The sequence below is a fragment of the Pseudomonas sp. GW821-FHT02B10 genome (assembly GCF_059421865.1).
Map to the genome: position 1 here is coordinate 413,691 of NZ_JBWKVU010000001.1, position 12,871 is coordinate 426,561.

The following is a 12,871-nucleotide window of genomic DNA, read 5'->3' on the forward strand; positions in this document are numbered from 1 at the left end:
CTGTCCTGGCCAGGTAGCAACTCAGGTGACAACCCATGAATGATTTACAGCTCGACGATTTTAAAACCGATGAAAATGCTGCGATGGTGCTGCTGGTCGACGACCAGGCAATGATCGGTGAGGCTGTGCGGCGTGGGTTGGCGAATGAAGAAAACATCGACTTCCACTTTTGTGCCGACCCGCACCAGGCTATTGCCCAGGCGATCCGCATCAAGCCGACGGTGATCCTGCAGGACCTGGTGATGCCGGGCCTGGACGGGCTGACGCTGGTGCGCGAGTACCGCAACCACCCGGCGACCCAGAACATTCCGATCATCGTGCTTTCGACCAAGGAAGACCCGCTGATCAAGAGTGCGGCCTTCGCCGCCGGGGCCAACGATTACCTGGTCAAGCTGCCGGACAATATCGAACTGGTGGCGCGCATCCGTTACCACTCGCGCTCCTACATGACCCTGTTGCAGCGGGACGCGGCCTATCGCGCACTGCGGGTCAGCCAGCAGCAGTTGCTCGACACCAACCTGGTGCTGCAGCGCCTGATGAACTCCGATGGCCTGACCGGCCTGTCCAACCGCCGGCATTTCGACGAGTACCTGGAGCTGGAATGGCGCCGGGCAATGCGCGACCAGACCCAGTTGTCGCTGCTGATGATCGATGTCGATTACTTCAAGTCCTACAACGACAACTTCGGTCATCTGGAAGGCGATGAAGCCCTGCGCAAGGTGGCGACGGCGATCCGCGAAGCCAGCAGCCGACCGTCGGATCTGCCGGCGCGTTACGGCGGGGAGGAGTTTGCCCTGGTGCTGCCGAACACCTCGCCCGGCGGGGCGCGGCTGGTGGCCGAGAAACTGCGCCAGACCGTGGCCGCGCTGAAGATTCCGCATATCGCGCCGACCGAAGGGGCGAGCCTGACCATCAGCATCGGTCTGTCCACCATGACGCCGCAGCCGAGCACCAGTTGCCGGCAATTGATCTCGGCCGCCGACAAAGGCCTGTATCTGGCCAAGCACAATGGCCGCAATCAGGTGGGGATCGAGTGAAAAAAACCGCCACCGCGGGGGCCTAAAGCCGCCAGGCGGGCTGCCGCACCAGCTTGATTACGTTATACTCGCCGGCTTTCAAAAGTTCGCCAACGAGTGCTGCCTGCCATGGAAATCAACCCGATCCTTAACACTATCAAGGACCTGTCCGAGCGCTCCGAAACTATTCGGGGGTATCTTTGACTACGATCAAAAGCATGAGCGTCTGACCGAGGTCAACCGCGAGCTTGAAGATCCGAACGTCTGGAACAAGCCTGAATACGCCCAGGAACTGGGCCGCGAGCGCTCCGCGCTGGCACAGATCGTCGAGACCCTGGACGAGTTGTCCGGTGGCCTGGCCGATTGCCGCGATCTGCTGGAGATGGCCGTTGAAGAGAACGACGAAGGCGCGGTAGGCGATGTGGTCGCCGAACTGACCCGTCTCGACGAGGCCCTGGCCAAGCTGGAATTCCGTCGCATGTTCAGCGGCGAAATGGACATGAACAACGCCTACCTGGACATCCAGGCCGGCTCCGGCGGCACCGAAGCCCAGGACTGGGCCAACATCCTGCTGCGCATGTACCTGCGCTGGGCCTCCAAGCGTGGCTTCGACGCCACCATCATGGAACTGTCCGAAGGCGAAGTCGCCGGGATCAAGGGCGCCACCGTGCACATCAAGGGCGAGTACGCCTTTGGCTGGCTGCGCACCGAGATCGGCGTGCACCGCCTGGTGCGCAAGAGTCCGTTCGACTCCGGCGCTCGCCGCCACACCTCGTTCTCGGCCGTATTCGTCTCGCCCGAGATCGACGACAAGGTGGAAATCGAGATCAACCCGGCGGACCTGCGCATCGACACCTATCGTTCCTCCGGTGCCGGTGGCCAGCACGTAAACACCACCGACTCGGCCGTGCGTATCACCCACGTACCGACCAACACCGTGGTCAGCTGCCAGAACGAACGTTCCCAGCACGCCAACAAGGACACCGCCATGAAGATGCTGCGGGCCAAGTTGTACGAGCAGGAAATGCAGAAGCGCAACGCCGCTTCCCAGGCGCTGGAAGACACCAAGTCCGACATCGGCTGGGGTCACCAGATCCGCTCCTACGTGCTCGATGCCTCGCGGATCAAGGATCTGCGTACCAACATCGAACGCAGTGACTGCGACAAGGTGCTCGACGGCGACATCGACGAATACCTGGTGGCCAGCCTGAAATCGGGGCTGTAAGCCGCGACACCCATGCCGCGGGCACGGCGCGCTTCTGTAGGAGCGAGGCTGGCCCGCGATCCCTTGCCACAGGCAAGGGGCAACGTACCTGTGATGGAAAATTTAAAGACATGAGCGACCTACAACTCGACCAGGCCCTGCAACAGGAAGAAAACACCCTGATCGCCCTGCGCAAGGAAAAGCTTGCTGCCGAGCGCGCCAAGGGCAATGCCTTCCCGAACGACTTCCGCCGCGACAACTACTGCAACGACCTGCAGAAGCAATACGCGGACAAGACCAAGGAAGAGCTGGCCGAGGCTGCAATCCCGGTCAAGGTTGCCGGTCGCATCATGCTCAACCGTGGCTCGTTCATGGTGATCCAGGACATGACCGGGCGGATCCAGGTCTACGTCAACCGCAAGACCCTGCCGGAAGAAACCCTGGACGCGGTCAAGACCTGGGACCTGGGCGACATCATCGCCGCCGAAGGCACCCTGGCCCGTTCCGGCAAGGGCGACCTGTACGTCGAGATGACCCAGGTACGCCTGCTGACCAAGTCGCTGCGTCCGCTGCCGGACAAGCACCACGGCCTGACCGATACCGAGCAGCGCTATCGCCAGCGCTACGTCGACCTGATCGTCAACGAAGACGTACGCGAAACCTTCCGCGTGCGTTCGCAAGTCATCGCCCATATCCGCAGCTTCCTGATGAAGCGTGATTTCCTGGAAGTGGAAACGCCGATGCTGCAGACCATTCCCGGCGGTGCGGCGGCCAAGCCGTTCGAGACCCACCACAACGCCCTGGACATGGAAATGTTCCTGCGTATCGCCCCGGAGCTGTACCTCAAGCGCCTGGTGGTCGGTGGCTTCGAGAAAGTGTTCGAGATCAACCGCAACTTCCGTAACGAAGGCGTTTCGACCCGGCACAACCCTGAATTCACCATGTTGGAGTTCTACCAGGCCTACGCCGACTACGAAGACAATATGGACCTGACCGAAGAACTGTTCCGCGAACTGGCGCAGCTGGTCCTGGGCAGCACCGACGTGCCGTACGGCGACAAGGTGTTCCACTTCGGCGAGCCGTTCGCCCGCCTGTCGGTGTTCGACTCGATCCTCAAGTACAACCCCGAGCTGACCTTTGAGGACCTGAACGACATCGACAAGGCTCGCGCCATCGCCAAGAAGGCCGGTGCCAAGGTGCTCGGCTTCGAAGGCCTGGGCAAGCTGCAGGTGATGATTTTCGAAGAGCTGGTCGAGCACAAGCTGGAGCAGCCGCACTTCATCACCCAGTACCCGTTCGAAGTCTCGCCGCTGGCCCGTCGCAACGACGAGAACCCGAACGTGACCGACCGTTTCGAGCTGTTCATCGGTGGTCGCGAAATCGCCAACGCCTACTCCGAGTTGAACGACGCGGAAGACCAGGCCGAGCGTTTCATGGCCCAGGTGGCCGACAAGGACGCCGGTGACGACGAAGCCATGCACTACGATGCCGACTTCGTTCGCGCCCTGGAGTACGGCATGCCGCCGACCGCCGGTGAAGGTATCGGCATCGACCGCCTGGTGATGCTGCTGACCAACTCCCCGTCGATCCGCGACGTGATCCTGTTCCCGCACATGCGGCCGCAAGCGTAAATATGTTGAATAAAAAGCCGCCGCTAACAGGCGGCTTTTTATTGTCTGTGTGGCACTGACGTACTGCTTTTTTCATTTTTTATGTGAGAGGAATACCTGTCGTGAACCGTGCAATTGCTCAAGAAGGTGCAGCTGGCATCGCCACTGCGGTCGCTGAAAGTGTTCAGTACCAGGGCCGCAAGGCCAGCCGACAGGGCAGTGAGCAACGTCGCCAGGATATTCTCGACGCGGCCATGCGCATCGTCGTGCGCGATGGCGTGCGCGCCGTGCGCCATCGCGCGGTCGCCGCCGAAGCCGGTGTGCCGCTGTCGGCCACCACCTACTACTTCAAGGATATCGATGACCTGCTCACCGATACCTTCGCCCAATACGTCGAGCGCAGCGCCGCCTTCATGGCCAAGCTGTGGGCCAACAACGAGGGCTTGCTGCGGGAGATGGTCGCCTATGGCGACGGCAGCCCGCAGTCCCGCGCGCAACTGGCCGATGACATTGCGCGCCTGACCGCCGATTACGTGCAGCGCCAACTGCACAACCGCCGCGAGCATCTGATGGCCGAGCAGGCGTTTCGCCAGGAAGCGCTGCTCAACCCGCGCCTGGCGCTGCTGGTGCGTTCCCACCAGCAGATCCTGCTGCAGGGCACCTGCCAGTTTTTCCAGGTATTGGGTTCTCGCGAGCCGCAACAGGATGCCAAAGTGTTGACGTCTATAATCGGACGGATGGAATATCAGGGCCTGCTCAACGGGGCAGAGCCTCTGGCCGACGAAGACATGCTGGGCATTCTGACCCGGTACATGCACCTGGTATTGGCCTCGGTGTGATCCGCCCGCCCGAACGCAGGCTGCGCTAGCGGCTACGGGTCGACTGCTGATAGGGAGTGTTGAATGAAAGCCTGGCGCGTTGTGATCGCCTTGTCGTTCCTGCTGCTCAGTGGCTGCCTGGTGTCCTTCAAGGAACCCTTGCCGGCCGATCAGGCGGCGCCCGCGGCGCTGCTCGGCAAATGGACCAGCAAGAATGCCTGGGGCGAACCGCTCACCCTGCAACTGAGCCGCATCGGCAACAACCGCTATAAGGCCGTCACTTCCGTCAAGGCCAAGCCGCAGCAGCACGATACTTACGAGTTCACCGTTTCCCGCCACGGCAGCCGCTGGTATCTCTCGGCGGCGGTGCCCCAGGCGCTCGGTGGGCACTTCACCATCGCCGGTTTCGAGTTGACCGACGAACACGAGCTGGTGCTCTACCAGCTCGATCTCGAGCAGATCAATCAGGCCCGCGGGCAGAACGCCCTGCGGGGCGAACCGTTCGACACCAAGGACGGCGAGGGCGTGCTGATCGACAGCGCGCTGCCACAGGTTTTCGCCTATCTGGACGATCCCGCCAACTCCGACGTGTTCGTCGAGGCGGCGCGCTTCCAGCGGGCAGGCAAGTAAACGCAGTACAGACGTTTTAACGGGAGTTTTGGGGTGGACGATTACCAGCAGACGATACGCACCTTGTCCGATCGCATTGTGCTGGCACAGACGCCGATCCGCGTACTGGATGCGGTGAAGTGGGATGACAACATCCGCAAAGGTTTCCTCAAGGCCAAGGGCAAGGAAATGCCGGCGGTGGACCGCGCCTATTACGAAGGCCGGCCGCTGTCTTTCGACTCCAGCGCGGTGAAGCTGGAGTTCCAGAACATCGAGCGTGACATCACCCGCCAGCTGGGCCAGTTCAACCCGGTGGGGCAGATCATGCGGCGCATGTGCAAGGAGTACCGCATGGTGGTGCGGATGCTCGAGGCCCGTGGCACCGAGGACTTCGGGCTGATTTCCCAGGAACTCTACGGCGCGGCCTCCGACGCCTTTCATGCCGGCGACCCGACCTTGGCCGACCTGGGCCTGATGCTCTCGGATTACCTGAACAATATCGACGGCCGTGGCGATCTCAAGGACGAACCCAAGACCCTGAGCGCCAAGGAAGCGGTGAACCTGCTGCAAAGCCGGCTGAACAAGGTGTTCGGCGAGGCCGAGGAAACCATCCGGGTCTTCGAGTCCGATGGCATAGTCGCGGACGCGGCGGCCGGTGCCGACTACATCAAGATCCGCGCCGACGCGCTGTTCAACGATCGCGATGTGCGCGCCCTGGAAGTCCACGAAGGCCTGGTCCACGTGGGCACTACTCTCAACGGCCTGAACCAGCCGATCTGCACCTTCCTGTCCAAGGGCCCGCCCTCGTCGACCGTGACCCAGGAAGGCCTGGCGATCCTGATGGAGATCATTACCTTCGCCTCCTACCCGAGCCGGCTGCGCAAGCTGACCAACCGCACTCGCGCCATTCACATGGTGGAGGAGGGCGCGGATTTCATGCAGGTGTTCGAGTTCTTCCGCGAGCAGGGTTTCGAAATGGCCGAAAGTTACGGCAATGCCAGCCGGGTGTTCCGCGGTTCGGTGCCGACGGGTCTGCCATTCACCAAAGACTTGTCCTATCTCAAGGGCTTCATCATGGTTTACAACTACATTCAGTTGGCCGTGCGCAAGGGCAAGCTCGAGCAGATACCTTTGTTGTTCTGCGGCAAGACCACCCTGGAGGACATGCGGACCCTGCGCCAGTTGGTCGACGAAGGCCTGGTGGTGCCGCCCAAGTACCTGCCGGACCAGTTCCGCGACATGAACGCGCTGTCGGCCTGGATGTGCTTCTCCAACTTCCTCAATCACCTGAGCCTGGACCGGATCGAGGCGGATTACTCGAACATCCTCTGACGCATACCCTGTAGGAGCGGCCGATCGACGTTAGATTGCCCGCAATAAAGGCGCCGCGGTTTTTCCGAGCCACCGCGCCATCGGTTATCGCGGGCAAGCCTCGCTCCTACGGAAGTATCCTTTTCATCCCCTGTCGCGAGGCTTCAAACGGATGCGAGTCCTCAGCATTGTCTGCCTGCTGCTGACCCTGAGCGGTTGCAGCTCGCTGCTGTTCTATCCCGAGCGGGGCCTGCCGTTCACCCCGGACAAGGCCAGGCTCGACTACCGCGACGTCACCCTGACCACCGCCGACGGTACGCGCTTGCACGGCTGGTGGCTGCCGGCCAAGGCCGGGGTGCCGGTCAAGGGCACGGTGCTGCACCTGCACGGCAATGGCGGCAACCTGTCCGGGCACCTCGGCGGCAGCTGGTGGTTGCCGGAGCAGGGCTACCAGGTGCTGCTGGTGGACTACCGTGGCTACGGGGTGTCGCAAGGCAAACCGAGCCTGCCGGCGATCTACCAGGACATCGACGCGGCCTTCCAGTGGCTGGACCGGGCGCCCGAGGTCCAGGGCAAGCCGCTGATTGTCCTGGGCCAGAGCCTGGGCGGCGCCCTGGCCATCCACTATCTGGTGGAACAGCACCCGGAGCGCCAGCGCCAGCTCAAGGCCATAGTCTTCGACGGGGTGCCGGCCAGTTACCGCGAGGTGGGTCGTTTTGCCCTGAGTACGTCCTGGATGACCTGGCCGTTCCAGGTGCCGCTGTCCTGGCTGGTGCCGGATGGCGACAGTGCGATCAAGGCCATCGCGCGCCTGGATGGCGTGCCCAAGCTGATCTACCACAGCATCGACGATTCCCTCGTACCGCTTTCCAACGGCATCCGTCTGTATCAAGCTGCGCCCCCGCCCAGGGTGCTGCAGCTGACCCGAGGCGGTCATGTGCAGACCTTCGCCGACCCGGTCTGGCGCCAGGTGATGTTGCGTTACCTTGAGGACCCGCAGCATTTCAACGGCCTGCGCCGCCTGGGCGAAATCCCCAATTACCCCACACCTTTGAATCCAGTCGTAGAACCTCCAGAGAGTCCGCAATGAGCGAAGAACGTAACGCCATCCCCCTGATCATCACCGGTATCTGCAGCATCCTCGGCACCGTGGCGTGCCTGTGGTACTACGGCTACCTGCATTTCGCCAAGCCGGAGGATGCGTTGCTGCTCAACGATTTCACCATGCTCAAGACCGTGCCCGGCGAAGACTACAAGGTGTCCCTGGAGCCGGCGGCCGAGGTGGCGCAATGCATCGATGGCGTGCTGGTGCTGTTCGACACCGAGCAGAAGGGGCTGACGGGCGTGCTGATCAACAACAAGAAGCGGGCCGTGCGCTGCATGGGCCAGGAAACCCCGAAGCTGGAGCAGTGACCGGTCGGCATGCCAGCGCAAGCCGCGATCCGGTTGCCGGATAAAAAAGCCCCGCCGATCAAGGCGGGGCTTTTTATTGGCTGCGCGGTTTATCGCGCGGGGCCGGGCTTAGTTGGCGCTGATGGCCGAACGTGGCGCGACCGGCTGGTTGTCGTTGGAAATGGTCACTTCCACGCGACGGTTCATGGCGCGTCCGGAAACACTGCCGTTGTCGGCAACCGGGTATTGCTTGCCATAACCCTGGGCGACGATGCGTGCCGGATCGACACCCATCTTGATCAGGGCGACCTGTACCGAAGTGGCGCGACGCTCGGACAGCGACTGGTTGTAGGCCGCGCTGCCGGTGCTGTCGGTGTAGCCTTCGACTATCACTTTGCGGTCAGGGTTGTCGCGCAGGAACTGCGCCAGCTTGTTGATGTTGACCAGGCCGCTGGATTTCAGGTCGGCCTTGTTGGTGGCGAACAGTACGTCACCGAAGGTCACCAGCGTACCGCGGTCGGTCTGCTTGGCGTTGAGGCTCGATTGCAGTTGCTTGATCTGTGCGTCACGGGCATCCAGAAGCGCCTTGGCGCGCTGGTCGCCGGCGTCCTTGAGCTGGGTTTCCGCGGTGCGCAGGGCGATGGTCTGCTTGGCCACTTCAATCCGCTGGTTGGTCAGGTAGGCCAGTTGGTCGACCTTCTTTTCATCCTCCTTGTTCAGATAGGCCTTGTCGGCCTTGTCCAGCCATTCGCTGGCGTCCTTGGTCTCCAGGGCAGCCACCTTGGTGGCCTGCGGGTTGGCCTGCAGGGCCGAGTAGTTGGTCCGGGCGTTTTCCAGGTTGGCGTTAGGCGGGGTGGAGCATGCCGCCAGCGCTACGCTCAGGGCCAGCAGGGCAGGGATCATCAGTTGTTTACGCATAATGGTTTCGTCCTTTTATCGATTGCGAATACGTGGGAATCGGCGCCCGCGGCTCATTGCACGCTGCGCATGCCTTCCTGACGTAGTTCCTGAACGCCTTTCTGAGAGTCCTTCAATGCCTGTTCGGCCTTGGCTGCCTGAGCCTTGCGCTCGGCGACGCGGGCGTCCCATTCGGCCTGCTCGGCCAGACGCCGGGCTTCGTCGTAGTTCTTGTCGTGCATGGCGAGCTCGGCTTGCTTGAGCTTGTCCTGAGCCGATTTCATTTCCACCGCGGCAAATTCGGTACCGCCTGCGCTGACTGCGCTGTTGACCGCAGATTGCGTCACCGCGTATTGCTCGCTTGGCGGATTACCGGCGCAACCGGCCAGGACCAGGCTGCTACCGAGAGCCAGCGCGGCCAGTTTCAGCCCGCGCAGAGAGGTTGACGAGGATTTGGCAGTGCTGATCTTCATGGTCTTCAACTCCATTGGATAACTCCTGAAAAACATCAAAATCCATCCCGGTTCCGACGCCGTAACGCTGAGTGACGACAAGGCTGGGGGCGTTGAAAATGAAACGGCCGTTCCAGTGATGGTTATTGGCTGTGACCCGAGGCTTTTTTGAATAGTTCAGAGAAGATGGCCTATCGCCCGGAAATTTCCTGACTGTGTGGACAAGGCTCTAAATAAGGAACTTTTGCCGTGCGCAGGGGTACTCCTGACCCGATCCGGGGTCAGGAATAACGCTCGTATCGGTGAGAAATGCAGGCGTGGATCAGTGTTTCTGCTCGTCTGCCTGAGCCGACAGATCGTGCAGATAACGCCGCGACAGGGCGAGAAAACGCGGGGTAGGGCCGATGTCTTCGTAGAGTGGATCGCCTTCTTCATCGGTAGCGACCACATGCTGGCCCTGGACATAAGGGAAGCTGGTCTCGAGTTCCTCCAGGGCGGCCCCGATCAGTTCGCCGAGCAGTTCCTCGGTCCGGCGTTTGGGGTACATCTCGGAAATTGCCGCCAGGCGTGCGGCGGCTTCGACATCCAGGTAGATCGTGTAGCCGGTCTGGGTCAGGCGACCCTTGGCGTTTTCTTCCCAGTGTTGCGCGAGCTCACGGATTTTCATGGCAACCTCAATGAACACCTGCTTGTGGCAGGGCTTGGTGAGTGACCGGCCTGTGCCGGCGCTAAGCCGTTGTGCGGCTTACTCTTGAGACTAGCTCCATCGTGCAAGGTTTAAAGGCGCTTCGTCGTGCACCGGCGTTGCCCGCAGCCGTTCGCGTCAAGACCGCCCTTGCTAATAGCCATGTGCTGGCGGCACTCTTGGGGCTTACCAGGAGCCCCGAGTCCGCTGGAGAACAGGTAGATGACCGATATTGATGCGCGCTTGCGCGAAGATGTTCACCTGCTGGGTGAGCTGTTGGGCAACACCATTCGTGAACAGTATGGCGAGGGTTTCCTCGACAAGATCGAACAGATTCGCAAGGGTGCCAAGGCCGACCGACGCGGTTCGCTGGATGCCGAACTCAGCGCCAGCCTCAACCAGCTCAGCGAGGAAGAGCTGCTGCCGGTGGCGCGGGCGTTCAACCAGTTCCTCAACCTGGCCAACATCGCCGAGCAGTACCAGTTGATTCACCGTCGCGAGGAGTCGCAGCCGGCACCGTTCGAGTCGCGGGTGCTGCCGGAACTGCTGGCGCGCCTGCGGGCCGAAGGCCATGGTGCCGAGGCGCTGGCCCGGCAGTTGGGACGGCTGGAGATCGAGCTGGTGCTGACCGCCCACCCCACCGAAGTCGCCCGCCGCACGCTGATCCAGAAATACGATGCCATCGCCGCGCAGTTGGCTGCCCAGGACCATCGCGACCTGACCTCGGCCGAGCGCGCGCAGATCCAGACACGCTTGCAGCGGCTGATCGCCGAGGCCTGGCACACCGAAGAAATCCGCCGGACCCGGCCGACCCCGGTGGACGAAGCCAAGTGGGGCTTCGCGGTGATCGAGCATTCGCTGTGGCAGGCCATCCCCAACTATTTACGCAAGGCCGACCAGGCTTTGCACGCGGCCACCGGCATGCATTTGCCGCTGGAGGCGGCGCCGATCCGCTTTGCTTCGTGGATGGGCGGCGACCGTGACGGCAACCCCAATGTCACCGCGGCGGTGACCCGCGAGGTGCTGTTGCTGGCACGCTGGATGGCCGCCGACCTGTACCTGCGCGATGTCGATCAACTGGCGGCCGACCTGTCCATGCAGCAAGCCAACGCGACATTGCGGGCACTGGCCGGCGACAGCGCCGAGCCGTATCGCGCGGTGCTCAAGCAATTGCGCGAGCGCCTGCGGGCCACCCGCAACTGGGCCCAGGCCTCGTTGAGCGGTAGCGTGCCGGCGACTGCCCAGGTGCTGCAGAACAACCGCGAGCTGCTGGACCCGCTGGAGCTCTGCTACGAGTCCCTGCACGAATGCGGCATGGGCGTGATCGCCGACGGTCCGTTGCTCGACTGTCTGCGCCGCGCGGTGACCTTCGGCCTGTTCCTGGTGCGCCTGGACGTGCGCCAGGACTCCTCGCGGCACACCGCGGCCATGACCGAAATCACCGACTACCTGGGCCTGGGCCGCTACGGCGACTGGAGCGAGCAAGAGCGCATCAATTTCCTGATGCGCGAACTGGGCAGCCGTCGTCCGCTGTTGCCCGGTTATTTCAAGCCCTCGGCCGACACCGCCGAAGTGCTGGCGACCTGCCGGGAAATCGCTGCGGCCCCGGCGGCTTCGCTGGGTTCCTATGTGATCTCCATGGCCGGCGCGGCATCCGATGTGCTCGCCGTGCAACTGCTGCTCAAGGAAGCGGGCGTGCTGCGGCCGATGCGCGTGGTGCCGCTGTTCGAAACCCTGGCCGACCTGGACAACGCCGGCCCGGTGATCGAGCAGTTGCTGCTTCTGCCAGGCTATCGTTCGCGCCTGCAGGGCCCGCAGGAAGTGATGATCGGTTATTCCGACTCGGCCAAGGATGCCGGCACCACTGCTGCCGCCTGGGCGCAGTACCGGGCCCAGGAAAAACTGGTGGATATCTGCCGCGAGCAGCAGGTTGAGCTGCTGCTGTTCCATGGTCGCGGTGGCACCGTGGGGCGTGGCGGCGGCCCGGCCCACGCGGCGATTCTGTCGCAGCCGCCGGGGTCGGTGGCGGGGCGCTTCCGTACCACCGAGCAAGGGGAAATGATTCGTTTCAAATTCGGCCTGCCGGACATCGCCGAGCAGAACCTCAATCTCTACCTGGCGGCGGTGCTGGAAGCGACCTTGCTGCCGCCGCCCCTGCCGCAGCCGGCATGGCGCGACCTGATGGACGAACTGGCCGACGATGGGGTGAAGGCCTATCGCGCGGTGGTGCGGGAGAACCCGCAGTTCGTCGAGTATTTCCGCCAGTCCACACCGGAGCAGGAACTGGGGCGCCTGCCACTGGGCAGCCGGCCGGCCAAGCGGCGCGCCGGCGGCATCGAAAGCCTGCGGGCCATCCCATGGATTTTCGGCTGGACCCAGACCCGCCTGATGCTGCCGGCCTGGCTGGGCTGGGAAACCGCCCTGAGCAAGGCCCTGGAGCGCGGGGAGGGCGAGTTGCTGGGGCAGATGCGCGAACAGTGGCCGTTTTTCCGCACGCGCATCGACATGCTGGAGATGGTGCTGGCCAAGGCCGATGCGGATATCGCCCGTTCCTACGACGAACGATTGGTCGAACCGGCGCTGCTGCCATTGGGTGCGCATTTACGCGACTTATTGTCGCAGGCGTGTTCGGTGGTCTTGGGGCTGACCGGTCAGTCGCAGTTACTGGCACATAGCCCCGACACCCTGGAGTTCATTCGCCTGCGCAATACCTACCTGGACCCGCTGCATCTATTGCAGGCCGAACTGCTGGCTCGTTCGCGACGCCAGGACGGCGCCCAGGACAGCCCGGTGGAACAGGCGCTGCTGGTGTCTGTGGCGGGGATTGCCGCCGGTTTGCGCAATACCGGCTAAGGTAATTGCCGGGGTTTTCAGTGG

General features: G+C 62.7%; 12 protein-coding genes. 9 read left to right on the top strand and 3 right to left on the bottom strand.

What is annotated here, in order from left to right; all coding sequences use genetic code 11:
- The first annotated feature begins 35 nt into the window (after positions 1-35).
- The 8 genes from AC07VU_RS01850 to AC07VU_RS01885 all read left to right on the top strand — a co-directional run bounded on the left by AC07VU_RS01850 (position 36) and on the right by AC07VU_RS01885 (position 7,981).
- Positions 36-1,037 (top strand): response regulator, encoded by a 1,002-nt coding sequence (locus AC07VU_RS01850; RefSeq protein WP_007927977.1) that lies wholly within the window; start codon positions 36-38, stop codon positions 1,035-1,037.
- Between the two features lie 108 nt (positions 1,038-1,145).
- Positions 1,146-2,241 (top strand): peptide chain release factor 2 gene (gene prfB, locus AC07VU_RS01855; protein WP_097136878.1). Its coding sequence is split into 2 segments (ribosomal slippage): positions 1,146-1,217 and positions 1,219-2,241, totalling 1,095 coding nucleotides; the frame shifts between segments, so codons are not numbered across the junction.
- Positions 2,242-2,351: 110 nt separating this feature from the next.
- Positions 2,352-3,851: a lysine--tRNA ligase gene (gene lysS, locus AC07VU_RS01860; RefSeq protein WP_007927975.1), complete on the top strand. Its 1,500-nt coding sequence runs from the start codon at positions 2,352-2,354 to the stop codon at positions 3,849-3,851.
- A gap of 101 nt (positions 3,852-3,952) precedes the next feature.
- A complete protein-coding gene (locus tag AC07VU_RS01865; protein ID WP_007927974.1) occupies positions 3,953-4,669 on the top strand; it encodes a TetR/AcrR family transcriptional regulator in 717 nt (238 codons plus the stop codon).
- A 63-nt stretch (positions 4,670-4,732) separates the two neighbouring features.
- Positions 4,733-5,278: a hypothetical protein gene (locus AC07VU_RS01870; RefSeq protein WP_087091360.1), complete on the top strand. Its 546-nt coding sequence runs from the start codon at positions 4,733-4,735 to the stop codon at positions 5,276-5,278.
- 33 nt (positions 5,279-5,311) lie between these two features.
- Positions 5,312-6,589, top strand: a complete 1,278-nt coding sequence (locus AC07VU_RS01875; protein WP_053259773.1) for a flavohemoglobin expression-modulating QEGLA motif protein — start codon at positions 5,312-5,314, stop codon at positions 6,587-6,589.
- Positions 6,590-6,740: 151 nt separating this feature from the next.
- Positions 6,741-7,658 carry an alpha/beta hydrolase gene (locus AC07VU_RS01880; RefSeq protein ID WP_495029454.1) on the top strand — a complete coding sequence of 306 codons (918 nt, stop codon included), beginning with the start codon at positions 6,741-6,743 and terminating at the stop codon, positions 7,656-7,658.
- A complete protein-coding gene (locus tag AC07VU_RS01885; protein ID WP_009042358.1) occupies positions 7,655-7,981 on the top strand; it encodes a PA3694 family proteiin in 327 nt (108 codons plus the stop codon). Before AC07VU_RS01880 ends, AC07VU_RS01885 begins: the two co-directional genes overlap by 4 nt.
- Before the next feature lie 108 nt (positions 7,982-8,089).
- On the opposite strand, the gene lptF is transcribed toward AC07VU_RS01885, so the two are convergent.
- The 3 genes from lptF to AC07VU_RS01900 all read right to left on the bottom strand — a co-directional run bounded on the left by lptF (position 8,090) and on the right by AC07VU_RS01900 (position 9,976).
- Complete coding sequence (gene lptF / locus AC07VU_RS01890) at positions 8,090-8,878, bottom strand: lipotoxin F family OmpA-related lipoprotein LptF (protein ID WP_101336943.1); 789 nt, start codon at positions 8,876-8,878, stop codon at positions 8,090-8,092.
- Positions 8,879-8,931: 53 nt separating this feature from the next.
- Complete coding sequence (locus tag AC07VU_RS01895) at positions 8,932-9,345, bottom strand: DUF4398 domain-containing protein (RefSeq protein ID WP_007927961.1); 414 nt, start codon at positions 9,343-9,345, stop codon at positions 8,932-8,934.
- Positions 9,346-9,631: 286 nt separating this feature from the next.
- On the bottom strand, positions 9,632-9,976 hold the full coding sequence (locus AC07VU_RS01900) for a hypothetical protein (protein ID WP_007927959.1): 345 nt from the start codon (positions 9,974-9,976) through the stop codon (positions 9,632-9,634).
- A 240-nt stretch (positions 9,977-10,216) separates the two neighbouring features.
- Between AC07VU_RS01900 and ppc the strand changes: the two genes are divergently transcribed.
- The gene (gene ppc / locus AC07VU_RS01905) at positions 10,217-12,847 is read left to right on the top strand and encodes a phosphoenolpyruvate carboxylase (protein ID WP_495029455.1); all 2,631 of its coding nucleotides are present in this window, start codon (positions 10,217-10,219) and stop codon (positions 12,845-12,847) included.
- Positions 12,848-12,871: the final 24 nt, after the last annotated feature.